This is a genomic window from Paracoccus onchidii, from assembly GCF_028294535.1.
GTDB classification, from domain to species: domain Bacteria; phylum Pseudomonadota; class Alphaproteobacteria; order Rhodobacterales; family Rhodobacteraceae; genus Paracoccus; species Paracoccus onchidii.
Window position 1 is genome coordinate 1 of the sequence record NZ_JAQBIE010000018.1, and the last position, 25,823, is coordinate 25,823.

The following is a 25,823-nucleotide window of genomic DNA, read 5'->3' on the forward strand; positions in this document are numbered from 1 at the left end:
TATGGACGTCATCGGCGGCCACCACCAGGATCGCGCGGTCGGCGCCCATGGCCAGCGCGGTGCGCAGCGTTTCCTGCGCCTGCTTGACCCCGATGCTGACGGCCACGACCTCGGTCGCGGCGCCCTTTTCTTTCAGCCGGATCGCCTCTTCGACCGCAATCTCGTCAAAGGGGTTCATCGACATCTTCACATTCGCCAGATCAACACCAGAACCATCAGCCTTAACGCGCGCCTTCACGTTGTAGTCAATAACGCGCTTGACCGGCACAACTACCTTCATCAGCCTCTCCCTTGTTTGCGTCTTCTGTTGGGGCAAGTGTTAGCGACAGGTCGGTGGCAGTTACAGGGTAAAAACGTCGCAGAATATGCCTTTTGCGGCCATCACGTCACGTCGCCATGTGCTGTCATTCGCTAACGGCTGGCGCCGGGAACCCAGAGCACATCGTCGTTTCCGTTGTCATTCGCCTTGCGTGCGGCCACGAAAAGCCAGTCGGACAAACGGTTGAGATATCGCACCGCCGCGGGATTCGCGTCGCCATTGGCGGCAAGTTCGGTGGCACGGCGTTCAGCGCGACGGGCAACGGTCCGTGCCAGATGCAGATTTGCGGCGAGAACGCTGCCGCCGGGCAGGATGAAGCTACGCAAGGGCTGGAGGTCGCCGTTCATGCGATCGATTTCCTGTTCGAGACGTTCGATCTGCCCGTCGATGATGCGCAGCACCGGATAACCGGCCTGATCGTCGGCGGATATGTCGGGGCGGGCCAGATCCGCACCAAGATCGAACAGGTCGTTCTGAATGACCGACAATTCTTGCGCCATACTGTCCTGCGCATGCAGGCGGCACAGTCCCAATGTCGCGTTCAGTTCGTCGACCGAGCCATAGGCTTCGACCCGGAGGTCGTGTTTTGCGACCCGGCTGCCATCTGAAAGCGCGGTGTCGCCCTTGTCGCCGGTGCGGGTATAGATCTTGTTCAGAACAACCATCAGCTTCCCTTCAGCCAGATGAACAGCAGGATCAATGCGACGGCCACGGCCTGCGCCGCAATACGCCAGCGCATGAGCCGGTTGCCGTGCTTGCGATTGAATTCGCCGCCGCGTGCGAAGCCCCCGATGCCTGTTGCCAAAATGGCCAGCACCACCAGCACCGCGATGACGACGATATAGAAGAGTGGCTTGTCTTGCATGGAAACCGCCTTTCGGGCGCGACCCTAGCTGCGGCGCGCAAACCAGTCCAGAGCGCGTGTGGGCAAAAACCTGCGACCAATTGCCGAAAGCCGTGTCGGCGTGGTCACGTAATAGCGCCGTGCCGGAGAGGTTGCCGTCAGCGCCTGCAAGATCCGGTCACTGACCGCCGATGGCGCAAGTTCGAACCGGTCTTTTCCCGATGACTCATAGAGCCGGCGCAGCAGAACCCGTCGATAATCCTCGGCGCGCGCGCTGGCCTGCCAGTTCACCCATCTTTCGAAATGTGGAATGGCGTTGAGGCGAATGCGGCTGGTGATGGGGCCGGGCTCGATCAGGATGACCTTGACATCGGTGTCATGCATTTCGATCCGCAAGACATCGGTCAGCCCTTCGAGGGCGAATTTGGTCGCCACATAGGGGCCGCGCCATGGGATGCCGACAAGGCCAAGCACCGAGCTGATATTGATGATGCGCCCACCATTCTTTCGAAAATGCGGGATCAGTCGGGTGGTCAGGTCATGGGTGCCGAAGAGGTTGGTTTCAAAGATCTCGCGCAATGCCTGGCGCGGTATGTCTTCGACGGCGCCGGGCAAGGCGTAAGCGGCATTGTTCACAAGCGCATCGGGCGGGGTGGTGGACAGGACTGTTTGCACGAACCGTTCGACACTGTCCGGATCGGCCAGTTCAAGGTGATGGCACGCGATTCCTTCGGCATTGCGGGCGGCGATGTCTTCGGCACGCCGGCAGGTGGCAATGACATGCCATCCTTCGGCCTTCATCCGGCGCGCGGCATCAAGTCCGATGCCAGACGAGGCACCGGTAATCACGACGGTTTTCTTCATGTCAGTTGGGATTCGTATTGCTGAGAAACTGCGCCGACATATAGCCGATACGTCCACCCGTGTCGCGAATATTGATCCACGAAGCGTCGGTCGGGCCCAGTGTCTCGACGGGGTCGCCCAAAACCAATGCGCCGATCACACGGTCATTGGTTGACGGTCCTGCGCGAAAATTGACGCGATTGCCGGTGACATACATGATATCCTCGGTTGCGGCGGGCAGTTCCGCCTGCGCCGGGGCGGGTGCAGATGACGGCCCGGAATGGTCGGGGGCGCGTCGCAGCGGTGGGCCGGGAAAGGTCTGGACCTGCTCTGGCGTCTGGGATGTGGCCTGAATCACTTCGGGCAGGGGCTCTGGGGCAGGTGCGGGGGCGATCAGAACCTGTCGGCCGGCATCTTGCGCCGCGGATCTTTCTGGTTCCGCTTCGATCTGTCGCGCCGCGCGTGGATTGCCCGCGCCATAGCTTTCCATAAAAACGTAAAGTCCCGCCAAGGTGATGGCGACAAGAATTACCAGTTTGAACATCGCGCTTTCGTCGGTCCCCGATCGCTGCTTTTTCCTGTCTAGCTGATTGCGGGCGGCAACGCTATGCGCAGGATTGCCTTGACCAGAACCTTTTGCGCGGATTTTCCCGCTGGACCGTCCGGCATTCACATCCTATCCAGAGGATTATGTCAGAAGATCTGCCCACCGAACCCGAAGATAACACCCAGGCTGAACCGTTGAGCCGCGCCATTGGCGAACGGTATCTGACCTATGCGCTGTCCACGATCATGAACCGGGCGCTGCCCGATGCCCGCGACGGCCTGAAGCCGGTGCATCGCCGCATTCTGTTCGCAATGCGCGAATTAAGGCTGGCGCCCAACGGGGCGTTCAGGAAATCGGCCAAGATCACCGGCGATGTGATGGGGAACTATCACCCCCATGGCGATGCAGCGATCTATGATGCGATGGCGCGTTTGGCACAGGATTTCGCGATGCGCTATCCGCTGGTCGACGGGCAGGGGAACTTCGGCAATATCGACGGCGACAACCCGGCCGCCGCACGCTATACCGAGGCGCGTCTGGCGCAGGCGTCCGAGGCATTGATGGACGGTCTGGCCGAGAACGCGGTCGATTATCGCGCCAATTATGATGGCACGCTGACCGAGCCGGCGGTGCTGCCTTCGGCCTTTCCCAACCTGCTGGCCAATGGCGCATCGGGTATTGCAGTGGGTATGGCGACGAATATCCCGCCCCATAACTTGCACGAGGTGATCGACGCCTGTCTGCATCTGATCAAGACCCCGGATGCGCGCGACGACACGCTGGCCAATATTCTGCAAGGCCCCGATTTCCCGACCGGCGGCGTCATCGTCGAAAGTCGCGAATCGATCGCCGAAACCTATCGCACGGGGCGCGGCGCGTTTCGCGTGCGGGCCAAGTGGGAACAAGAGGATCTGGGCCGTGGCCAGTGGCAGATCGTCGTCACCGAAATTCCCTATCAGGTTCAGAAATCCAAGCTGATCGAACGACTTGCGGAACTGATCCAGACCAAGAAAATTCCGATCCTCGCCGATGTGCGCGATGAATCCGCCGAGGACATCCGCATCGTTCTGGAGCCCAAGACCCGCAGCGTCGATCCCGATCAGCTGATGGCCGCGCTTTACAAGATCAGCGATCTGGAAGTGCGTTTCAGTCTGAACATGAATGTGCTGATCGATGGCCGGGTGCCGAAGGTTTGCAGCCTCAAGGAAGTGTTGCGGGCGTTTCTGGACCACCGCCGCGAGGTGTTGGTGCGACGTGCGAATTTCCGGTTGGACAAGATCGCCGCCCGGCTAGAGGTTCTGGAAGGCTATCTGGTTGCGTATCTGAATATCGATCGCGTGATCGAGATCATTCGCTATGACGACAACCCCAAAGCCGTGATGATGGCTGAGTTCGGCTTGTCCGAAGTGCAGGTCGAGGCAATTCTGAACATGCGCTTGCGTGCCTTGCGCAAGCTTGAGGAAATCGAGCTGCGTGCCGAGCGCGACAACCTTCTGGAAGAACGGCAGGCGCTGCAGGACATGCTGGCCGACGAAGATGCGCAATGGGGACGTATCTCGGAGCAGCTGAAAGACGTGCGCAACCTGTTTGGCAAATCAAAGCCGGAAGGTCAGCGCCGCACTCTCATCACCGATGCGGTCGTGGTCGAGCCGGTCGATATGGACGCGATGATCGAGCGCGAGCCGCTGACAGTGATCCTGTCCAAGATGGGCTGGATCCGCGCGATGAAGGGGCATCAGCCGCTGGATGCGGAGCTGAAATTCAAGGATGGCGACGGCCCCGGCCTGGCCTTGCATGCAGAAACCACCGACAAGCTGATGGTCTTTGCCTCGAACGGACGGTTCTACACGGTGCCGGCCAATAGCCTGCCCGGTGGGCGGGGCATGGGCGAGCCGCTGCGCCTGATGATCGATCTTCCGAACGAGGCCGAGGTGATCTCGGTCTTTCCGTGGCGCGAGGGCGAGAAATACCTGGTCGCCTCGAAGGTCGGTGACGGCTTTGTCGTGCAGGCGGGCGATATTCTGGCCCAGACCAAAAGCGGTAAGCAGGTGCTGAATGGCGATGCACTGTTGTGCAAGCCGGTTGCCGGCGATCACGTTGCGGTGGTCGGCACGAACCGCAAGCTGCTGGTTTTCCCGCTGAGCGAACTGCCCGAAATGACGCGCGGCAAGGGTGTGCGGTTGCAGCGCTATGGCAGCGGGGGCGGGCTTGTGGCCGCCGACACGCTGTCGGATGCGCGCTTCGTCAACATCGCCGATGGTCTGAGCTGGCCGATGGGGGGCGGCAAGACCCGCACCGAAAGCGACCTGACCGAATGGCTGGGCAAACGGGCCGGGACCGGACGTATGGCACCGCGCGGCTTTCCGCGCGACAACAGGTTCGCCTGACAGGTTGGTGCGGCGCCCTAGCGGCGCCGCACCCATTTCCAGCCTGTGATCATCGGGCGGACAAGGTTTTCGTTTTTCCAGACCCGATAGAAGATGATCGTGGCAAGGTGCAATAACACCAGGATCAGGATCAATGTTCCGCCCAGATGGTGCCAGCCCACCGCCTTGCGCGAAACCGTTGCGCCAACATCGGCCGCAAACGGCCCGACATTGATAAAGTCTTCCGGGTCCGAAATCAGGCCGGTTGCGACCTGAATGCCCAGCACCCCGATCATCGCGACCACCGACAATGCGCCAAGCGGATTGTGGCCTGGCCAGTTGCTGGGTTCGCGATGCCCTGCATGGCGCAGGTAGTCGAATATCGCACGCGGCCCGCGCAGAAAGCTGGTGAACCGCGCAGGCTCAGGGCCGACAAAGCCCCAGATCACGCGAAACACCAGCAGGGCCGCGATAGCATATCCAAAAAGGAAATGCAGCGTCATGACATTCGGGCCGAACTGGCCAAGCAGCCAGTTCGAGATAACCAGAATGGCCAGCAGCCAGTGAAAGATCCTGAGCGCCGGATCCCAGACCCGGACGCGTTGTGCAAGATCGGGCTGACTCATTCCGGTTTGCGGAAATCATCATGGCAGGATTTGCAGCTGCCGCCCAGTTTTTGCAGCACGGGACCGATATTCCCCTGACCGCCTTTCACGCCTTCGGACGCACCGGTGGCTGCTTCGGCGAAAGACTGAAACTCTTGGGCAAATTTCTCGGAATTGTCCCATACGGCGGGCAGCGCGCCGGAATTTTCCAGATCTTCGGATGATGTGCCGGGAACGAACAGGCCGGTTGCCGTATATTGGGTCAGAGCCTCGATATTGGCCGCTGCGGTGGCTGCGGCGGCCTCGTCATATTCGATTTCGCCCTTTGCCATGCCCGACAATTGCCCCATGTTCAGCGCCAGCATGCGCATGAAGCCATGGCGAGCCTCCATCACGTCTTCGGTGGACTGGGCGGTCGCGATGACCGGAACGGCAAGGAATGCGACAAGGGCGGCTGACTTGAACAGTTTCATGGCTTGCTCCTGAGGTGAGTTGGCGAAGAAGGCTATGTCGGTTGAACCATCGCAGAGGCCGGCCCGGCAATCAATCTGACGCGGCGTCGATCACGCATATTCTATGAAAAATATGGTCTTGTGCCCGCAGGATGGCGAACCGGTCTGCGCAACCGGTCCGCCAGAATGTCCGGATCGCCCCCTAGCGGTAAAGTTGCGTCACCCCGACCTCCTGATGGATCTGGTTCACCGCTTCGGGCGGCAGTTTCAATGCCTGTGCGAGGTTGTGCAGATATTGCGCCTCTTCCTGATTGTCGAAATCGATCGCCAAGAGCGACATCAGATAGGTTTGTGCCTCAAGGCCGTTGGGCACCTCTTGCGCCAGTGCGGTGGCATCAACGGGCGCAGCCATCTGTTCACGGATGAACTGGCGTTCGTCTTCATCCAGTTCGTCACCCAGATGGCCAAGAAGCCGCTGTTTCTCGGCCTCGTCGATCTTGCCGTCGGATTTCGCCGCCTGGATCATTGCCTTCAGCATCAGCCCTGCCACGGCGTTCTGTTCGGCAGTCGGTGCGATTTCGGGCTCGTCATTGCGTGCAACGGCGTCGTTGAACAGCTCGCCAAAGCTTGCGTCATTGCTGTCCTGGGCGTCTTTGCGCGCAAGGCCACCCATTGCCGCACCACCGGCTGCGCCACCCAACAGCCCGCCCAACAGATCACCCAATCCACCGGACCCACTGCCGCCTGCCGGTCGTGAGCCACCGGTCAGCTGCCCCAGGATATCACTGAGTCCGCCGCCGCCGCCGCTGCGCGCGCGATTCGTCAGACCATCCAGCAACCCACCAAGACCGCCCTGCGCTCCGGCGGATTGCGCGCCGCCATAAGGCCGGCCCGAACCTGCGCCCCGGCCGCCAAGCACCTGCCCCAATGTGTCCGACAAGCTGCCCGTCTGGCCATTGGTGTTGCTGCCAAGCAGGCTGTCCAGCAATCCGCCCGAACCTTGCTGCTGACCGCGAGAGGCGGCCTGGCTGCCTTGCTGGCGGCTTTTCATCATGGCGCCAACACCTTTAGCAACCATTACGCCGGCCGCTACGCGGGCCAGAGATTTCATCAGGCTCATCGTCAACTCCCCTAGCTGCTGGACCGTCAGTTGCGGTCAGCTTCATGCGTCAATGATTGCGTGTCCGGGGCGGTTCCCGCAAGCCCGAAGGATTGTTGCCACAGGCGGCATCTAAAATGACGTTCGCGCGGTCGCACCACCCTTGATTTTTCCTCTGTCCGCTTATACATCGCGGCGCACGCTAAATCGGGGCCATCTTTCCGCCATGCCCCGCGATCAGGAGGCCTAGATGGCAAAGGCAAAGTTTGAACGGAACAAACCGCACGTCAACATCGGCACGATTGGTCACGTTGACCACGGCAAGACGACGCTGACTGCTGCGATCACGAAATATTACGGCGATTTCCGCGCCTATGACCAGATTGACGGCGCGCCGGAAGAGAAGGCCCGCGGGATCACGATCTCGACCGCTCATGTCGAGTACGAGACCGATACGCGTCACTATGCGCATGTCGACTGCCCGGGCCACGCCGACTATGTGAAGAACATGATCACCGGTGCTGCGCAGATGGACGGCGCGATCCTGGTGGTGAACGCTGCTGACGGCCCGATGCCGCAGACGCGCGAGCACATTCTGCTGGGCCGTCAGGTCGGCATCCCGTTCATGGTCGTCTACCTGAACAAGGTCGACCAGGTGGATGACGAAGAGCTGCTGGAACTGGTCGAGATGGAAGTGCGCGAGCTGCTGTCCAGCTACGACTATCCGGGCGACGACATTCCGATCATCAAGGGTTCGGCTCTGGCCGCTCTGGAAGGTCGCGACGAGGAAATCGGCGAAAAGTCGATCCGCGCGCTGCTGGAAGCCGTTGACAGCTACATCCCGACGCCCGAGCGCGCCGTTGACCAGCCGTTCCTGATGCCGATCGAAGACGTGTTCTCGATCTCGGGTCGTGGTACGGTTGTGACCGGTCGCGTCGAGCGTGGCGCCGTCAACGTGGGTGACGAACTGGAAATCGTGGGCATCCGCGACACCAAGAAAACCACCTGTACCGGCGTTGAAATGTTCCGCAAGCTGCTGGATCGCGGTGAGGCTGGCGACAACATCGGTGCGCTGCTGCGCGGCGTTGACCGTGATGGCGTCGAGCGTGGCCAGGTTCTGGCCAAGCCGGGCTCGGTGACCCCGCACACCAAGTTCGAAGCCGAAGCCTATATCCTGACCAAGGAAGAGGGTGGCCGTCACACGCCGTTCTTCGCGAACTATCGTCCGCAGTTCTACTTCCGCACGACGGATGTGACCGGCACCGTGAAGCTGCCCGAGGGCACCGAGATGGTGATGCCCGGTGACAACCTGAAATTCGAGGTCGAGCTGATCGCCCCGATCGCGATGGAAGAGAAACTGCGCTTCGCCATCCGCGAAGGCGGCCGCACCGTCGGCGCAGGCGTCGTCGCCAAGATCATCGAGTGATCCGCAAGGATATCGCGAAAGAGGGGCCGTCCGGATGGGCGGCCCCTTTGCGTTGAAAACAACGACAAACAAATCAGAAAAGAGCGGACCAGCATCGGTTTGTCCAAGCGGGAATCACATCATGGCAAAATACATTCATTCAATGCTGCGCGTCCTGAACGAAGAGCGGTCGGTTGCATTTTACGATCAATGTTTCGGCCTGAAGGTGGCCGAACGGCTGGATTTCGAAGGTTTCACCCTGATCTACCTGGCCAATGAGGAAAGCGGGACCGAGCTTGAACTGACGGTCAACAAGGACCGGACCGAACCCTATGATCTGGGCGATGGATATGGTCACGTGGCGTTTTCGGTCGAGGATGTCGACGCATTGCACGCCCGGCTCGAAGCAGCCGGATTGGCGCCACGCAAGCTGGTCGATTTCGCGCCCGGCGGCGAGGTCATCGCCCGCTTTTTCTTCATTGCCGATCCTGACGGGTATCAGATCGAGGTGTTGCAGCGCGGCGGGCGGTATAGCTGACGACCAAGTTGCAGTGAACGCGGGCGGCGGCGTCGACGGCCCGTCATTGGCCCGTCAGCCGGGAATGCCCCTGTGAAGATCGCTCCACTGTCTGGGAGGCTGGCCGTAGACGCGCTTGAATTCGCGGCTGAACTGAGATGCGCTGACATAGCCCACAGTCATCGCGGCGCGGGACACGCTCATTCCTCCGGCGATTTTCATGGCGGCGTTGTTGAGCCGCATCGATTTGACGAACTGGATGGGCGACATGCTTGTGGCCTGTTTGAACTTGCGATGAAACACGGCGCGACTCATTCCTGCGCGGGCGGCCAGCGCATCGATTGTGACGCTTTCATCGAGGCGGGCGGAAAGATGCGCGATGGATTGTGCGATGGCATTGCCGGGACCGAACGCCTGCCGGGCAAAGGATCCGGCCTGACCTTTCAGAATTGCATAAAGCAGTTCTCGTCGACGTGCGTTGCCCAGAACCTCGAGGTCGGCTTGGGATCGTCCCAGTTGCAGCAAGCGTAGCAAGGCGTCGGTAAAAGAAGCGTCCCATTCGGCCAACCGAATACCCCGTGCGCTGCCCGGCGCGGCCTGCAGGCGCTCTCCTGCCGTGTCCATCGCGATGGACAGCTCGGTCATCAAGGGCCTGTCCAGCGTGATATAGACGCCATAGAGCGGGTTTTCGGGCGAAGCGGTCGGCGTTCCCGCCTCGACTGGCATCGACATCGGACAGCACAGGTATTCGCGGCTGTCATAGACATAGTGTTGTCCGTCCAGCACGGTTTCCTTGCCACCGCTGACGATGGCGATGACACAAGGTTCATACACCGCCGGGACGCATGGCACCGCCCGGGTGGCGCGAAACAGTTGCACGCCCTTGATGCCGGTGTCGGACATGCCATCATCTGGCATCCGGCTTTCAATGATCTGTCTGATCTGGTCCTTGCTCATGTCCGGGATTTACCATCAGGAAAGCCCAAATAACAACGGGATTGATATAATCGGGCAAGTTATTGCGATGATATCGCCTATTCAGTACGCGTTGCGAGACTTAGTTCCATGCCGGTACAACAGCCAATGCGCTATCGCTGAAAGGATCAGGCATATGACAGGCACCATCTTTGGCCCGGAAGGCTGGACCCCGGATCATCTCGGGACACTTGCCGGGAAAACCTTTGTCATCACCGGCGGCAATGCTGGCACGGGATATCAGGCCACCCGCATCCTGCTGGCCAAAGGCGCAAAGGTTGTGATGCTGAACCGCAGTGCCGAACGGTCGGAAGCCGCTCTCAAGGGGCTGAAGGGGGAATTCGGCGCGACGGCTGATGTCAGCTATATCCGGATGGATCTTGCAGATCTTGTCGGCGTGCGTGCCGCAGCGGAAGAGGTGCTGACATCCGTGCCGCGCATCGACGCGCTGATCTGCAATGCCGCCATAGCGCAGGTTCCACAGCGCAAGCTGACTGTTGACGGCTTTGAAAGCCAGCTGGGCACCAATCACTATGGCCATTTTGTGTTGTCGGGGATGCTGTTTGATCGGATCGAGGAATCACATGGCCGCATCGTCGTGGTCGCAAGCCTTGGTTACAAGATGGGCCTGCGCAGGATCCGGTTCGAGGATATGCACTGGAACACCGGCTACAGCGCGAATCCCGCCTATAGCCAAAGCAAGCTGGCGCAAATGATGTTTGCCTATGAATTGCAGGATCGGGTGAAATCCAAGGGCAAAAATGTCGGGGTCTATGTCTGCCATCCCGGTTCGTCGCAGACATCGCTGATCCGCACCAGCGGGGGAATGCTGGCACGGATCGCATGGCGGTTGATGATCATGACGCCGATGGTGCAGTCTGCGGAAAAGGGCGCCTATCCCGAAGTGATGTGCGCGACCGAAGCCGATCTGGAGCCGCGCGCCCTTTATGGCCCGACGGGGCGTATGGAATGTGTCGGCCCTGTCGGGCGCGGTACGTTGAAACCCTATGCGCATGACAGAAAGGCCATGGAGAAGCTGTGGCGGAAATCAGAGCAGGATACCGGCTTCAGCTGGGCATGCTAGTCCAAGTCATGCCTTTGCGTCCCTGTGATTGCACAAGGAAATATTCGTGGGTCTCGTGAAATCTGCAAATCATTGGGCGCGGGCTTGCTCCTTCCCGCGCGGGCGCGGTTCCGTGGATTATTACAGGCTTATGCCGCCGATGCTGCCGGTTTCCTGACTGCCGAGATTGTGTGCGCCGACAAGGTTTTGAACCAGTGTCGGATCGCCATGTTTCGGATCTTTCCCGCGATTGTCGCCCCGAGCGCGCCGGCATTGACATGTCTGCTGGCACCGGTCTGGCGGGCGAGCCTGACGGTCGCGATTGCCCGGCTGAAGTTGTATAGGCAGCGTCTTGCCTTGGCGCAGGAATGTCCTTGAATACGCAGGAAACAAGCCGGCATTTCGGCGGTTGCGTTTGCCCTTGTGTGGCGGTTCTATGCTGCCTGACTTGACTCGGGGCGTGGCTCGGGTCAGCACAGAACGCTCTGTGCCGTTATTCACAAGCTTTCGGGTGCCCTTATGTTCGCATGGTTCGAGCGTCGGATTGAACCCTATCCGATGGATGACCCATCAATGCCGCCGCGTTCACTGTGGCGCTTCGTATTGCATTACTCGCGGGGCGCGCTGCCCTGGCTGATGGCGCTTGCGGTGTTTTCAGGTCTGATCGCCGTGATCGAGGTGATGCTGTTTGGCTGGTTGGGTGACCTGATCGACAGGCTTGCGGACACGCCGCGCGAATTGTTCTGGGCGCAGGAAGGCGGGCGGCTGATTTTTATGGCGGTCGTGCTTGTGGTGGCGTTGCCATTGCTTAATCTGGTGTCCTCTTTGATCCTGCATCAGTCGTTGATGGGCAATTTCCCCCAACGCATCCGCTGGCAGGCGCATCGCTATTTGCTGCATCAGTCGATCGGCTATTTCCAGGATGAGTTCGCGGGCCGGATCGCTCAGCGGTTGATGCAGACCGCGTTGGCCGTGCGCGAAGTCGCCATGAAGATCATGGATGTGGGCAGCTATGTGCTGATCTATTTCCTCGGCGCGATGGCTCTGGCGGCCAGTCAGGATTGGCGGCTGGCGCTGCCATTTCTGGCGTGGGCGGTAGCCTATGCCATCATGCTGTGGCACATCGTGCCGCGATTGGGACGGGTTGCGCAGGCTCAGGCCGATGCGCGCTCGGCGATGACCGGGCGTGTGGTGGACAGCTATACCAATATCGCGACGGTCAAGCTGTTCTCGCATTCGACACGCGAAGAAGCATGGATGCAGGAGGGAATGGATGGATTCCTGCGGACGGTTCATCAACAGATGCGCCTCAGCAGTATTCAGGACATCACCCTGAACGCGATCAATGTCGCGCTTGTGGCTTCGGTCACCGGACTGGGGCTGTGGCTGTGGAGCGTGGACCGCGTTGCTGTCGGGGCGGTGGCGATTGCCGTGCCTCTGGCGTTGCGGCTGAACAATATGGCGCATTGGATCATGTGGGAGTTCGCTTCCCTTTTCGAGAATATCGGGACGGTGCGCGATGGCATTTCCAGCCTCGCGTTGCCGCGTCAGGTATTGGATGCCCCGAATGCGCGCCCGCTTGTGACTGGCCCCGGTGAGGTGTCGTTCGAGAATGTGACGTTCCGCTATGGTGGCGTGGAGGGTGCGCGCCCGCTGGCGGTTCTGGACGATCTGACCTTGAAGATCGCGCCGGGCGAGCGTGTCGGTCTGGTGGGGCGTTCGGGTGCGGGGAAAAGCACGCTGGTCAACCTGCTGCTGCGGTTCCACGATATCGAGCAGGGCCGTATCAGCATTGACGGACAGGATATTTCCCGACTGACCCAGGACAGTTTGCGCGCGGCAATCGGGGTGGTTACGCAGGACAGCTCGCTTTTGCATCGGTCGGTGCGCGACAACATCGCCTATGGTCGCCCCGACGCCAGCGATCAGCAGATTGCCCGGGCGCTTGAACTGGCCGAGGCCGATGGCTTTGTGCCCGACCTTTCCGACAGCTATGGCAATGCCGGGCTGGCGGCCCATGTCGGTGAACGCGGGGTCAAGCTGTCGGGCGGACAACGTCAGCGAATCGCCATTGCCCGCGTCGCGCTGAAGGATGCCCCGATTCTGGTGCTGGACGAGGCGACGAGCGCGTTGGATAGCGAAGTCGAGGCCGCGATCCAGTCCCGGTTGGATGTGTTGATGCAGAACAAGACCGTCATCGCGATTGCCCATCGTCTTTCGACGATCGCGGCGATGGACCGGCTTGTGGTGATGGATCAGGGCCGGATCATCGAACAGGGAACGCATGGCGAATTGCTGGCACGTGACGGGCTATATGCACGGCTGTGGTCGCGGCAGTCGGGCGGTTTCCTGGCGGCGGATATAGCCAGCTGATCCATTCGCGCCGTTCCTGCCGGGCAGGGGTGGGTTCCACCCTGAAGATGCGCAAACCCCCTTGCGCATCCGTCGCCTCTGCCTTAAACGGTCGCTCGGCCTTAGGGGTATAGCTCAGTTGGTAGAGCATCGGTCTCCAAAACCGAGGGTCGTGGGTTCGAGTCCCTCTGCCCCTGCCAGGCCTTTTCGATCGCCTGTATCTTGCTTTTTGGTCCTGTGGCTTCGATCAGTTGTGGATCGTCCTGCGTCAAGGTTCGGGTTTGTCCTGTGATGCGTGGGCTTGAAACAGTTCCCCTCAGGCGCTAAGTGATCCTCTGATTTCGCGAAGGAGCCGCCCGTGGCCAATCCCGTTCAGTTCATCAATCAGGTGCGCGCCGAAGGCGCCAAGATCACATGGCCGACCCGGCGAGAGGTGATCACCACGACGATCATGGTTTTCATCATGGCCGCGTTGACTAGCCTGTTCTTCTTTCTTGTCGATCTGGCGATCCGTTTCGGCATCACCGAAGGATTGCAACTGATCAGCGGTTGATCAGGGCTTGCAATTCCGGGCCGGGGGCGTTATCTGCGCTCGACTGTCCGGCTAGCGGCGTGCAGCGAATCCGCATGCGCGCCGATTTCAATTTTGACGGACTCAAATGAATTCAAGGGTTTGCGCGCTGGTCGCGTGATTCCCTCAAGACGAGCAGGGGTCGATCGAGACATGGCAAAGCGTTGGTACTCCGTCAGCGTCCTGTCGAACTTCGAAAAGAAGGTCGCCGAGGCGATTCGTCAGGCGGCTGCCGAAAAGGGCCTTGAAGAAGAGATCGACGAGGTGCTGGTCCCGACCGAAGAGGTCATCGAGATCCGCCGCGGCAAGAAAGTGACGTCGGAACGTCGCTTCATGCCGGGTTATGTTCTGGTCCACATGGATATGTCGGACCGCACATATCATCTGGTGAACTCGATCAACCGGGTCACCGGGTTTCTTGGCGCGCAAGGCAAGCCGATGCCCATGCGCGATGATGAAGTGAATACGATCCTTCATCGCACTGGCGACGGCGAAGAGGCTGCTCCGCGCAACCTCATCCGCTTTGATGTTGGCGAGAAGGTCAATGTGACCGATGGCCCGTTCGAAGGCTTCTCGGGCATGGTCGAAGAGGTGGATGAAGCGGCTGCGCGCATCAAGGTCACCGTTTCGATCTTTGGCCGGCCCACGCCGGTCGAACTGGAATTCACGCAGGTCGCCAAGACCGCGTGATCGTTCGCGGGAGGTGCCGGGGTTTTCACGCCGGGCCGAACCGCTAAGTCGATCCCCGCGCGGGATCTGATGATAAAGGAGAGGGCCACATGGCCAAGAAAGTAGTTGGGCAGCTGAAGCTGCAAATCAAGGCGGGGCAAGCCAACCCGTCGCCCCCCGTCGGTCCTGCGCTGGGTCAGCGCGGTATCAACATCATGGAATTCTGCAAGGCGTTCAACGCCAAGACGCAGGAGATGGAACAGGGTGCTCCCGTTCCGGTCGTGATCACCTATTACGCCGACAAGTCGTTCACCTTCGAAACCAAGACGCCGCCTGCGTCCTTCCTGCTGAAAAAGGCCGCTGGCCTGAAGCCGGTCGGCAAGCGCAGCCGCACCAAGGGTTCGGAAAAGCCGGGCCGTCAGGTTGCCGGAACCGTGACCGTCAAGCAGGTTCGCGAGATCGCCGAATCGAAAATGAAAGATCTCAGCGCCAATGACGTCGATCAGGCGATGAAGATCATTCTGGGTTCTGCCCGGTCGATCGGTATCGAGGTGAAAGGCTAAGTCATGGCAAAATTCTCGAAGAAAAAAACCGCCGCCCGCGCCGCATTCGAAGGCAAGGACAACCTGACCGTGGAAGACGCGGTCAAGCTGGTCAAGGGTGCCGCTTCGGCCAAGTTCGACGAAACCGTCGAAATCGCGCTGAACCTGGGCGTCGATCCGCGTCACGCAGACCAGATGGTCCGCGGTGTCGTGACCCTTCCCGCAGGCACCGGCAAGGACGTTCGCGTTGCCGTGTTCGCCCGTGGTCCCAAGGCTGACGAAGCCAAGGCCGCCGGCGCAGACATCATCGGCGCCGAAGACCTGATGGAAACCATTCAGTCCGGCAAGATCGAGTTCGATCGTTGCATCGCCACCCCGGACATGATGCCGCTGGTCGGCCGTCTGGGCAAGATCCTGGGCCCGCGCAACCTGATGCCGAACCCGAAAGTCGGCACGGTGACCATGGACGTTACCGCAGCCGTTGGCGCGGCCAAGGGCGGTGAGGTCCAGTTCAAGGCCGAGAAGGCCGGTGTCGTCCATGCCGGGATCGGCAAAGTCAGCTTTGACGAAGACAAGCTGGTTCAGAACCTGCGTGCTTTCGTGGACGCCGTGAACAAGGCCAAGCCGTCGGGCGCCAAAGGGACCTATATGAAAAAGGTCTCGATCAGCTCGACCATGGGCCCGGGCGTTTCGGTTGACGTCGTTTCGGCGACGGCCAGCTAAAGAATTTCCCGGTGCAAGCCGGGGATGACGGGGCTGCGAAAGCCGCCCCGTCCTGTCCGAGACGGAGGGTGTCCGAGCCATATGGCAAAGGCTTAATTTCCTTCCTGAGATGGGAACAAGCATTTTTCCGAAGGCCAGTCCTTCGGGCGATCTTGTCCCTTGCGGACCCGACCCGCGCCCCGTGATTGGGGACGGGAAAAGTGAGAGCCGGGGGGAAACCCCCAACTTGGAGTGAAACCGTGGATAGAGCACAAAAAGAACAGGTGGTCGAGGAACTCGGCCAGATCTTTGAAAGCTCTGGCGTCGTGGTGGTTGCCCACTACGAAGGGATGACGGTTGCACATATGCAGGACCTCCGCTCGCGCATGCGCGAAGCCGGCGGTTCGGTTCGCGTTGCCAAGAACAAGCTCGCCAAGATCGCCCTCGAGGGTAAGCCATGCGCAAGCATCGCGGATTACCTGACGGGCATGACCGTGATCACCTATTCGGAAGACCCGACCGCTGCGGCCCGGGTTGCCGATAAATACGCCAAGGACAACGAACGCTTCGTGATCCTGGGCGGTGCAATGGGTGATTCGGCTCTGGATCCGGCCGGTGTGAAAGCCGTCGCCTCGATGCCGTCGCGTGACGAGCTTATTGCTCAGATCGTTTCGTGCATTGGTGCGCCTGCAAGCAACATCGCCGGTGCGATTGGCGCGCCTGCAAGCAACATCGCGAGCATCCTCAGCACTCTGGAAGAGCGCGAGGCTGCATAAGCAACCCCTTCCCTTCGTGTGGTCTAAGACCCGTCGTTGGAACACTAACTGGAAAGAAACGGAAAAATGGCTGATCTGAAAAAACTCGCCGAAGAAATCGTGGGCCTGACCCTGCTGGAAGCCCAGGAACTGAAAACCATCCTGAAAGACGAGTACGGCATCGAGCCCGCAGCCGGTGGCGCGGTCATGATGGCTGGTCCTGCTGCTGGTGGCGACGCTGCTGCTGAAGAAAAAACCGAATTCGACGTCGTTCTGACCGATGCCGGTGCAAGCAAGATCAACGTGATCAAAGAAGTTCGCGGCATCACCGGTCTGGGCCTGAAAGAAGCCAAGGAACTGGTCGAAGCTGGCGGCAAAGTCAAAGAAGGCGCTTCGAAAGAAGAAGCCGAAGAACTGAAGACCAAACTGGAAGCCGCTGGCGCCAAGGTCGAACTGAAGTAATCGGTCTTCGGACTGGTCGAATTGAGGCAGGGTCCGGGATTTCCCGGTCCCTGCCGAACCTGTCTTGAAGGGCGGTTTGGGAAAAGACCTTCCTTCAGGGCATGTTCGAGGTTCGGGAGCCGCGCGGTGGGACGGGCGGCATGAATGGAACCTCACCCCTGCATTCGTAGGCTGCGCGCCGGGGGCCCCGACCTGGTGTGCGGTGAAGACGAAAGGTGACAAGACCCCATGGCGCAAGCTTATGTCGGCCAAAAGCGTATCCGGCGCTACTATGGCAACATCCGTGAAGTTCTGGAGATGCCGAACCTGATCGAGGTTCAGAAATCTTCCTATGACCTGTTCCTGAAATCCGGCGACGGCGACAGCCATCAGGACGGAGACGGGATCCAGGGCGTGTTCCAGTCGGTATTTCCGATCAAGGATTTCAACGAGACTGCGACGCTCGAATTCGTCAAATACGAGCTTGAATACCCGAAATACGATGTCGACGAATGTCAGCAGCGTGACATGACCTACGCTGCGCCGCTCAAGGTGACGCTGCGTCTGATCGTGTTCGATGTCGACGAGAATACCGGCGCCAAATCGGTCAAGGACATCAAGGAACAAGACGTTTTCATGGGCGATATGCCCCTGATGACCCAAAACGGGACGTTCATCGTGAACGGCACCGAGCGCGTCGTCGTTTCCCAGATGCATCGCTCGCCGGGCGTGTTCTTCGATCATGACCGTGGCAAGACCCACAGCTCGGGCAAACTGCTGTTCGCCTGCCGCATCATCCCCTATCGTGGCAGCTGGCTGGACTTTGAATTCGACGCCAAGGACCTGGTCTTTGCGCGCATCGACCGCCGTCGCAAATTGCCGGTGACGACCTTGCTCTATGCCCTTGGCATGGATCAGGAAGCGATCATGGACGCGTTTTACCAAACGGTCGATTACTCGCTGCGCAGAGAGGGTCGCGAACAGGGCTGGGTGACCCGTTTCTTCCCCGAGCGCGTGCGTGGCACCCGTCCGTCCTATGACCTCGTGAATGCCGATACCGGCGAGATCATTACCAAAGCAGGCGACAAGGTTACGCCGCGTCTGGTCAAGAAGCTTCTGGATTCGGGTGAGCAGGTCAATCTGCTGGTGCCGTTTGATCGTATCATTGGCCGTTTCGTCGCCAAGGATATCATCAACGAAGAAACCGGCCTGATCTATGCGGAAGCAGGTGATGAAATCACCGCGGAATATGACAAGGATGGCGAACTGAACGGCGGCCTGCTGAAGGTGTTGCTGGACAATGGCGTCAGCGATATTCCGGTTCTGGACATCGATCACGTGAATGTCGGCCCCTATATCCGCAACACGATGGCCGCCGACAAGAACATGAATCGCGAACAGGCCCTGACGGATATTTATCGCGTCATGCGCCCGGGTGAACCGCCCACCGTCGAGGCCGCGTCGGCATTGTTCGACACGTTGTTCTTTGACGGCGAGCGCTACGACCTGTCCGCTGTTGGTCGCGTCAAGATGAACATGCGTCTGAACCTGGATGCACCCGATACCCAGCGCACGCTGCGTCACGAAGATATCGTGGCCTGTGTCCGTGGTCTGGTCGAGCTGCGCGACGGCAAGGGCGAGATCGACGATATCGACCATTTGGGCAACCGGCGTGTGCGTTCGGTCGGCGAGCTGATGGAAAACCAGTATCGCGTCGGCCTGCTGCGCATGGAGCGTGCCATCCGCGAGCGTATGTCCGGTGTCGAGATCGACACGGTCATGCCGCAGGACCTGATCAACGCGAAACCGGCCGCGGCCGCGGTTCGTGAATTCTTCGGCAGCTCGCAGCTGTCGCAGTTCATGGACCAGACCAACCCGCTTTCGGAAGTGACGCATAAGCGTCGTCTGTCGGCGCTTGGGCCGGGCGGTCTGACGCGTGAGCGCGCGGGCTTCGAGGTTCGCGACGTTCACCCGACCCATTATGGCCGGATGTGTCCGATTGAGACGCCGGAAGGTCAGAACATCGGTCTGATCAACAGCTTGGCGACCTTTGCCCGTGTCAACAAATACGGCTTCATCGAAACCCCGTACCGCAAGGTGATCGAGGGGAAAGTGACCGACGATGTGGTTTACATGTCGGCCACCGAAGAGATGCGCCACACGGTTGCACAGGCAAACGCGACGCTGGACGAGGACGGCAATTTCGTCGACGAGCTGATCTCGACCCGCCAGGCGGGCGACTTCATGCTGAACCCGGTCGATGCTGTCGATCTGATCGACGTTTCGCCCAAGCAGCTGGTGTCGGTCGCCGCGGCGCTGATCCCGTTCCTTGAAAATGACGACGCCAACCGCGCCCTCATGGGCTCGAACATGCAACGTCAGGCCGTGCCGCTTCTGCGCGCCGAGGCTCCGTTCGTGGGCACCGGCATGGAAGCAACCGTGGCGCGTGACTCGGGCGCTGCGATCATGGCGCGCCGCGGCGGTATCATCGACCAGGTGGATGCACAGCGTATCGTTATCCGTGCGACCGAGAACCTCGAGGCCGGCGACGCCGGTGTCGACATCTATCGTCTGCGCAAGTTCAAGCGTTCTAACCAGTCCTCGACCATCAACCAGCGCCCGCTGGTCAAGGTGGGCGAGAAGGTCATGACCAATCAGGTCATCGCTGACGGTCCGTCGACCGATCAAGGTGAGCTGGCCATCGGGCGCAACGTGGTCGTCGCCTTCATGCCCTGGAACGGCTATAACTACGAAGACTCGATCCTGATCAGCGAGCGGATCCACCGCGACGACGTGTTCACCTCGATCCATATCGACGAATACGAAGTGGCGGCGCGCGACACCAAGCTTGGGCCCGAGGAAATCACCCGCGACATCCCCAATGTCGGCGAGGAGGCCCTGCGCAACCTCGACGAAGCCGGTATCGTCTATATCGGTGCCGAAGTTGGCCCTGCGGATATTCTGGTCGGGAAGATCACGCCGAAGGGTGAAAGCCCGATGACGCCGGAAGAAAAGCTTCTGCGCGCCATCTTCGGTGAAAAGGCTTCGGATGTCCGCGATACGTCGCTGCGTCTGCCGCCCGGTGCCTATGGTACCATCGTCGAAGTGCGGGTCTTCAACCGTCACGGCGTCGACAAGGACGAACGTGCGCTGCAGATCGAGCGCGAGGAAGTCGAGCGTCTGGCCCGTGACCGTGACGACGAACAGGCTATTCTGGACCGCAACATTTATGCGCGTCTGAAATCGCTGATCCTTGGCAAGGTTGCCGTCAAAGGCCCGAAAGGCGTCAAGGCGAATACCGACATCACCGAAGATCTGCTGGGCACGCTGAGCCGTGGACAGTGGTGGCAGCTTGCTGTCGGTGAGGAAGAGATCGCCAAGGAAGTCGAGGCGCTGAACCATCAATACGACACCCAGAAGAAGGCTCTGGAAGCCCGCTTCGAGGACAAGGTTGAAAAAGTCCGCCAGGGCGACGACCTGCCGCCGGGTGTCATGAAGATGGTCAAGGTCTTTGTCGCCGTGAAGCGCAAGCTGCAGGCTGGTGACAAGATGGCCGGTCGCCACGGCAACAAGGGTGTCGTCTCAAAGGTCGTTCCGATGGAAGATATGCCCTTCCTGGCCGATGGTACGCCGGTCGACCTGGTGCTGAACCCTCTGGGTGTGCCGTCGCGGATGAACGTCGGACAGATCCTCGAGGCGCATATGGGCTGGGCATCGCGCGGTCTTGGCATCAAGATCGATGAGGCGCTGGAAGATTATCGCCGCAATGGTGATATGACACCGGTTCGCGATGCCATGAAGAACGGCTATGGCGATGACATCTATGACGGCACCTTTGCCGATATGGATGACGACACGCTGATCGAACATGCGAATACCGTGCGCACCGGCGTGCCGATCGCCACTCCGGTCTTTGACGGCGCCAAAGAGGCTGACGTGAATGACGCATTGCGGCGGGCAGGCTTTGATCAGTCGGGTCAGTCGATCGTCTTTGACGGCCGCACCGGCGAGCAATTCGCACGTCCGGTCACTGTCGGGGCGAAATATATCCTGAAGCTGCATCACCTTGTCGATGACAAGATGCACGCACGCTCGACCGGTCCGTACAGCCTTGTCACGCAGCAACCGCTGGGTGGTAAAGCACAGTTCGGTGGTCAGCGTCTGGGTGAGATGGAGGTCTGGGCCCTGGAAGCCTATGGCGCCGCTTACACGCTGCAGGAAATGCTGACCGTCAAGTCGGATGACGTCGCAGGCCGGACCAAGGTCTATGAATCGATCGTCAAGGGCGATGACAATTTCGAAGCCGGTGTGCCGGAATCGTTCAACGTTCTGGTCAAAGAGGTCCGGGGTCTGGGCCTCAATATGGAACTCCTGGATGCGGAGGAAGAAGAGTGAGGGCCTCGGCCCTCACCCGTTTCACCCCCGTGCCCTTCATTAGGATTTGGAAATGAACCAGGAACTAGCCACAAACCCGCTGAACCCGCTGGCCCAGCCGCGGCAGTTCGATGAGATCAAGATCTCGCTGGCCTCGCCCGAAGAAATTCTGGCCTGGTCCTTTGGCGAGGTGAAGAAGCCCGAAACGATCAACTACCGCACGTTCAAACCCGAGCGTGACGGTCTGTTCTGCGCGCGCATCTTCGGTCCGATCAAGGACTATGAATGCCTGTGCGGCAAATACAAACGCATGAAGTATCGCGGCCTCGTCTGCGAGAAATGCGGTGTCGAGGTTACGCTGCAGAAGGTCCGCCGCGAGCGCATGGGCCATATCGAGCTGGCCGCGCCCGTCGCGCATATCTGGTTCCTCAAGTCGCTGCCGTCGCGCATCGGCCTGATGCTGGACATGACGCTGCGTGATCTGGAACGCATCCTGTATTTCGAAAACTACGTGGTGATCGAACCAGGTCTGACCGATCTGGCCTATGGTCAGCTGCTGGGCGAAGAGGAATATCTGGACGCTCAGGACAATTACGGCGCTGACGCCTTCACCGCCGATATCGGTGCCGAGGCGATCCGCGCCATGCTGGCCAATATCGATCTGGCCGCTACTGCCGAGCAGCTGCGCGAGGATCTGAAGGAAGCCACCGGCGAACTGAAGCCGAAGAAGATCATCAAGCGTCTGAAGATCGTCGAAAGCTTCCTGGAATCGGGCAACCGTCCCGAGTGGATGATCATGACCGTGATCCCGGTCATCCCGCCGGAACTGCGTCCGCTGGTTCCGCTGGATGGCGGCCGCTTCGCGACCTCGGATCTGAACGATCTGTATCGCCGCGTGATCAACCGGAACAACCGTCTGAAGCGCCTGATCGAGCTGCGCGCGCCCGACATCATCGTCCGCAACGAAAAGCGGATGCTGCAAGAATCAGTCGATGCGCTGTTCGATAACGGCCGTCGTGGCCGCGTCATCACCGGGAACAACCGTCGCCCGCTGAAATCGCTGTCGGACATGCTGAAGGGCAAGCAGGGTCGCTTCCGTCAGAACCTTCTGGGTAAGCGGGTCGACTTTTCGGGTCGTTCGGTCATCGTGACCGGCCCGGAACTGAAGCTGCACCAGTGCGGTCTGCCCAAGAAGATGGCGCTCGAACTGTTCAAGCCGTTCATCTATTCGCGTCTTGAGGCGAAGGGCCTGTCCAGCACTGTCAAGCAGGCGAAGAAGCTGGTCGAGAAAGAGCGTCCCGAGGTCTGGGACATTCTGGACGAGGTGATCCGCGAGCATCCGGTTCTGCTGAACCGTGCGCCGACGCTGCACCGTCTGGGCATTCAGGCATTCGAACCGACGCTGATCGAAGGCAAGGCGATCCAGCTGCATCCGCTGGTCTGTTCGGCCTTCAACGCCGACTTTGACGGCGACCAGATGGCTGTTCACGTCCCGCTGAGCCTCGAGGCGCAGCTGGAAGCCCGCGTTCTGATGATGTCGACGAACAACGTTCTGTCGCCCGCCAACGGCGCACCGATCATCGTTCCGTCGCAGGACATGGTTCTGGGCCTTTATTACACCTCGATGGAACGCGAGGGGATGAAGGGCGAGGGCATGGTTTTCTCGAATGTCGAGGAAGTCGAGCACGCGCTTGCCGCCGGCGAGGTGCATCTGCACTCCAAGATCACCGCCCGGATCAAGCAGATCGATGAAAACGGTCTGGAGGTCGTGAAGCGCTTTGAAACCACGCCGGGCCGCGTCCGGTTGGGTGCATTGCTGCCGATGAACGCCAAGGCCCCCTTCGAACTGGTGAACCGTCTTCTGCGTAAGAAAGATGTGCAGTTCGTCATCGACACCGTCTACCGTTACTGCGGTCAGAAGGAATCGGTGATCTTCTGTGACCAGATCATGGGACTTGGTTTCCGCGAGGCATTCCGCGCCGGCATCAGCTTCGGCAAGGACGATATGGTGATCCCCGACAACAAGTGGACCATCGTCGACGAAGTGCAGGCCCAGGTCAAAGAGTTCGAGCAGCAGTATCTGGACGGCCTGATCACCCAGGGCGAAAAATACAACAAGGTTGTCGATGCCTGGTCGAAATGTAACGACCGTGTCACCGATGCCATGATGTCGACGATCTCGGCCACCAAGACCGACGAAAATGGCGCCGAAATGGAGCCGAACTCGGTCTACATGATGGCTCATTCGGGCGCTCGGGGGTCGACCAACCAGATGAAGCAGCTGGGCGGGATGCGCGGTCTGATGGCCAAGCCGAACGGCGAGATCATCGAAACGCCGATCATCTCGAACTTTAAGGAAGGTCTGACCGTTCTTGAATACTTCAACTCGACCCACGGTGCCCGGAAGGGTCTGTCGGATACCGCGTTGAAGACGGCGAACTCGGGTTATCTGACCCGGCGTCTGGTCGATGTTGCGCAGGATTGCATCATCCGCGAACATGATTGCGGAACCGAGCAGTCGATCACGGCGTCGGCCGCGATCAACGACGGTGAGGTCATCGCGCCGCTGAGCGAGCGTATTCTGGGTCGTACCGCGGCCGAGGATGTTCTGGTTCCGGGCACCGACGAGATCATCATTCGCCGCAACGACCTGATTGACGAGCGCAAGTCGGACGAGATCGAACAGGCCGGTGTCCAGACCGTTCGCATTCGTTCCGCGCTGACCTGTGAATCCGAAGATGGCGTTTGCGCACTGTGTTACGGTCGCGACCTTGCGCGTGGTACGCTGGTCAATATCGGTGAGGCCGTCGGCATCATTGCCGCGCAGTCGATCGGTGAACCCGGCACTCAGCTGACGATGCGGACCTTCCACATCGGCGGTATTGCCCAGGGTGGTCAGCAGTCGTTCCAGGCCGCGTCGCATGAAGGCACGATCCAGTTCCGCAACCAGAACATTCTGGAAAACGCCAGTGGCGAGCAGGTTGTCATGTCGCGCAACATGCAGGTTCTAGTGATGGACGATCAGGGGCAGGAACGTGCCAGCCACAAGCTGTTCTACGGTTCGAAGCTGTTCGTGAAGGAAGGCGAGCGTGTCATCCGTGGCGCAAAACTGTTCGAATGGGATCCCTATACCCTGCCGATCATCGCCGAGAAGGCCGGTACCGCGAAATTCGTCGACCTGCTCGGCGGCATCTCGGTGCGTGACGAGACCGATGACGCGACTGGCATGACCCAGAAGATCGTGACCGATTGGCGCAGTGCGCCGAAAGGCAACGATCTGAAGCCCGAAATCATCATCATGGACGCCAATGGCGAACCCGTGCGCAATGATCAGGGCAATCCGGTCAGCTATCCGATGTCGGTGGATGCGATTCTGTCGATCGAGGACGGGCAGGAAATCAAGGCGGGTGACGTTGTTGCGCGTATTCCGCGTGAAGGCGCCAAGACCAAGGACATCACCGGTGGTCTGCCCCGCGTTGCCGAACTGTTCGAGGCGCGTCGTCCCAAGGATCACGCGATCATCGCCGAGATCGATGGTTACGTGCGCTTTGGCAAGGACTACAAGAACAAGCGCCGCATCTCGATCGAGCCTTCCGAAGAGGGTCGCGATCCCGTCGAATACATGGTGCCGAAAGGCAAGCACATCCCGGTGCAGGAAGGCGACTTCGTGCAGCGCGGTGACTATATCATGGACGGCAACCCGGCTCCGCACGACATTCTGCGGATCATGGGGATCGAGGCCCTGGCCGACTATCTCATCGACGAGGTGCAGGACGTCTATCGACTGCAGGGTGTGAAGATCAACGACAAGCACATCGAGGTGATCGTTCGCCAGATGCTGCAGAAGATCGAGATCATCGACAGCGGCGATACGACCCTGCTGAAAGGCGAGCATGTCGAGCGCGACGAGTTCGAGGAAGAGAACGCCAAGATCGAAGCCAAGGGTGGTCGTCCGGCCACGGGCGAGCCGGTGCTGCTGGGCATCACCAAGGCATCGCTGCAGACCCGCAGCTTCATCTCGGCCGCATCGTTCCAGGAAACGACCCGCGTGCTGACCGAGGCTTCGGTTCAGGGCAAGCGCGACAAACTGGTGGGTCTGAAGGAAAACGTCATCGTAGGTCGTCTGATCCCGGCCGGAACCGGCGGTGCCACCGCACGGGTTCGCCGCATCGCCTCTGAACGCGACAACGACGTGATCGTTGCGCGCCGCGCCGATGCCGAGGCTGCGGCCGCATTGGCCGCACCCGAGCCCGAAATGGGCGGATCGGATGCGTTCACGATGGCACCCGAAAGCAACGCCGAGGAATAGGCGCTTGTTGACGAAATGAGGAAGGCCCGGCCGATTGGCCGGGCCTTTTTCGTTGACAGGGACGAACGATCTG

Annotated in this window: 22 protein-coding genes and 1 tRNA gene; 14 read left to right on the forward strand and 9 right to left on the reverse strand. The window is 60.0% G+C overall.

Annotated features, from left to right (window positions below):
- From PAF17_RS13785 to PAF17_RS13805, 5 genes are all read right to left on the reverse strand, one after another.
- Window positions 1-280 (reverse strand): electron transfer flavoprotein subunit beta/FixA family protein (locus PAF17_RS13785; protein ID WP_408636428.1); only part of this gene is annotated, 280 nt, incomplete at its 3' end.
- Window positions 281-411: 131 nt separating this feature from the next.
- A complete protein-coding gene (locus PAF17_RS13790) occupies window positions 412-984 on the reverse strand; it encodes a cob(I)yrinic acid a,c-diamide adenosyltransferase (RefSeq protein WP_271889688.1) in 573 nt (190 codons plus the stop codon).
- Window positions 984-1,184 (reverse strand): twin transmembrane helix small protein, encoded by a 201-nt coding sequence (locus tag PAF17_RS13795; protein ID WP_271889689.1) that lies wholly within the window; start codon window positions 1,182-1,184, stop codon window positions 984-986. Before PAF17_RS13795 ends, PAF17_RS13790 begins: the two co-directional genes overlap by 1 nt.
- A gap of 24 nt (window positions 1,185-1,208) precedes the next feature.
- Complete coding sequence (locus PAF17_RS13800; RefSeq protein WP_271889690.1) at window positions 1,209-2,027, reverse strand: SDR family NAD(P)-dependent oxidoreductase; 819 nt, start codon at window positions 2,025-2,027, stop codon at window positions 1,209-1,211.
- A 1-nt stretch (window position 2,028) separates the two neighbouring features.
- Window positions 2,029-2,550: an SH3 domain-containing protein gene (locus PAF17_RS13805; protein WP_271889691.1), complete on the reverse strand. Its 522-nt coding sequence runs from the start codon at window positions 2,548-2,550 to the stop codon at window positions 2,029-2,031.
- 146 nt (window positions 2,551-2,696) lie between these two features.
- On the opposite strand from PAF17_RS13805, the gene parC reads away from it, so the two are divergent.
- The gene (gene parC / locus PAF17_RS13810) at window positions 2,697-4,940 is read left to right on the forward strand and encodes a DNA topoisomerase IV subunit A (RefSeq protein WP_271889692.1); all 2,244 of its coding nucleotides are present in this window, start codon (window positions 2,697-2,699) and stop codon (window positions 4,938-4,940) included.
- A 17-nt stretch (window positions 4,941-4,957) separates the two neighbouring features.
- On the opposite strand, the gene PAF17_RS13815 is transcribed toward parC, so the two are convergent.
- The 3 genes from PAF17_RS13815 to PAF17_RS13825 all read right to left on the reverse strand — a co-directional run bounded on the left by PAF17_RS13815 (window position 4,958) and on the right by PAF17_RS13825 (window position 7,096).
- Window positions 4,958-5,545, reverse strand: coding sequence for a cytochrome b/b6 domain-containing protein (locus tag PAF17_RS13815; RefSeq protein ID WP_271889693.1), 588 nt, complete (start codon window positions 5,543-5,545; stop codon window positions 4,958-4,960).
- Window positions 5,542-5,997 (reverse strand): c-type cytochrome, encoded by a 456-nt coding sequence (locus tag PAF17_RS13820; protein ID WP_271889694.1) that lies wholly within the window; start codon window positions 5,995-5,997, stop codon window positions 5,542-5,544. Before PAF17_RS13820 ends, PAF17_RS13815 begins: the two co-directional genes overlap by 4 nt.
- Window positions 5,998-6,178: 181 nt before the next feature.
- Window positions 6,179-7,096: a tellurite resistance TerB family protein gene (locus PAF17_RS13825; RefSeq protein WP_271889696.1), complete on the reverse strand. Its 918-nt coding sequence runs from the start codon at window positions 7,094-7,096 to the stop codon at window positions 6,179-6,181.
- Between the two features lie 229 nt (window positions 7,097-7,325).
- Here PAF17_RS13825 and tuf point away from each other — a divergent pair, with 229 nt between their 5' ends.
- Window positions 7,326-8,501: an elongation factor Tu gene (tuf, locus tag PAF17_RS13830; protein WP_271889697.1), complete on the forward strand. Its 1,176-nt coding sequence runs from the start codon at window positions 7,326-7,328 to the stop codon at window positions 8,499-8,501.
- Window positions 8,502-8,622: 121 nt separating this feature from the next.
- On the forward strand, window positions 8,623-9,018 hold the full coding sequence (locus PAF17_RS13835; RefSeq protein WP_271889698.1) for a VOC family protein: 396 nt from the start codon (window positions 8,623-8,625) through the stop codon (window positions 9,016-9,018).
- 54 nt (window positions 9,019-9,072) lie between these two features.
- Here the strand turns inward: PAF17_RS13835 and PAF17_RS13840 are convergent, their stop codons facing one another.
- Complete coding sequence (locus PAF17_RS13840) at window positions 9,073-9,954, reverse strand: AraC family transcriptional regulator (protein ID WP_271889699.1); 882 nt, start codon at window positions 9,952-9,954, stop codon at window positions 9,073-9,075.
- A gap of 154 nt (window positions 9,955-10,108) precedes the next feature.
- Between PAF17_RS13840 and PAF17_RS13845 the strand changes: the two genes are divergently transcribed.
- The 11 genes from PAF17_RS13845 to rpoC all read left to right on the forward strand — a co-directional run bounded on the left by PAF17_RS13845 (window position 10,109) and on the right by rpoC (window position 25,750).
- Window positions 10,109-11,056: an SDR family oxidoreductase gene (locus tag PAF17_RS13845; RefSeq protein ID WP_271889700.1), complete on the forward strand. Its 948-nt coding sequence runs from the start codon at window positions 10,109-10,111 to the stop codon at window positions 11,054-11,056.
- A 498-nt stretch (window positions 11,057-11,554) separates the two neighbouring features.
- Complete coding sequence (locus PAF17_RS13850) at window positions 11,555-13,408, forward strand: ABC transporter ATP-binding protein (protein WP_271889701.1); 1,854 nt, start codon at window positions 11,555-11,557, stop codon at window positions 13,406-13,408.
- A 103-nt stretch (window positions 13,409-13,511) separates the two neighbouring features.
- Window positions 13,512-13,587: transfer RNA gene (locus PAF17_RS13855), tRNA-Trp, on the forward strand.
- Between the two features lie 158 nt (window positions 13,588-13,745).
- On the forward strand, window positions 13,746-13,940 hold the full coding sequence (secE, locus tag PAF17_RS13860; protein ID WP_271889702.1) for a preprotein translocase subunit SecE: 195 nt from the start codon (window positions 13,746-13,748) through the stop codon (window positions 13,938-13,940).
- A gap of 171 nt (window positions 13,941-14,111) precedes the next feature.
- Window positions 14,112-14,648: a transcription termination/antitermination protein NusG gene (gene nusG, locus PAF17_RS13865; RefSeq protein WP_271889703.1), complete on the forward strand. Its 537-nt coding sequence runs from the start codon at window positions 14,112-14,114 to the stop codon at window positions 14,646-14,648.
- Window positions 14,649-14,737: 89 nt separating this feature from the next.
- Complete coding sequence (gene rplK / locus PAF17_RS13870; protein ID WP_271889704.1) at window positions 14,738-15,190, forward strand: 50S ribosomal protein L11; 453 nt, start codon at window positions 14,738-14,740, stop codon at window positions 15,188-15,190.
- 3 nt (window positions 15,191-15,193) lie between these two features.
- On the forward strand, window positions 15,194-15,892 hold the full coding sequence (rplA, locus tag PAF17_RS13875; protein ID WP_271889705.1) for a 50S ribosomal protein L1: 699 nt from the start codon (window positions 15,194-15,196) through the stop codon (window positions 15,890-15,892).
- Window positions 15,893-16,131: 239 nt separating this feature from the next.
- Window positions 16,132-16,647, forward strand: a complete 516-nt coding sequence (rplJ, locus tag PAF17_RS13880; protein WP_271889706.1) for a 50S ribosomal protein L10 — start codon at window positions 16,132-16,134, stop codon at window positions 16,645-16,647.
- A gap of 66 nt (window positions 16,648-16,713) precedes the next feature.
- Window positions 16,714-17,088, forward strand: a complete 375-nt coding sequence (gene rplL, locus PAF17_RS13885; protein WP_271889707.1) for a 50S ribosomal protein L7/L12 — start codon at window positions 16,714-16,716, stop codon at window positions 17,086-17,088.
- Window positions 17,089-17,316: 228 nt separating this feature from the next.
- A complete protein-coding gene (gene rpoB / locus PAF17_RS13890; protein WP_271889708.1) occupies window positions 17,317-21,462 on the forward strand; it encodes a DNA-directed RNA polymerase subunit beta in 4,146 nt (1,381 codons plus the stop codon).
- Between the two features lie 52 nt (window positions 21,463-21,514).
- Window positions 21,515-25,750 carry a DNA-directed RNA polymerase subunit beta' gene (gene rpoC / locus PAF17_RS13895; protein WP_271889709.1) on the forward strand — a complete coding sequence of 1,412 codons (4,236 nt, stop codon included), beginning with the start codon at window positions 21,515-21,517 and terminating at the stop codon, window positions 25,748-25,750.
- The last annotated feature ends 73 nt before the right edge of the window (window positions 25,751-25,823 follow it).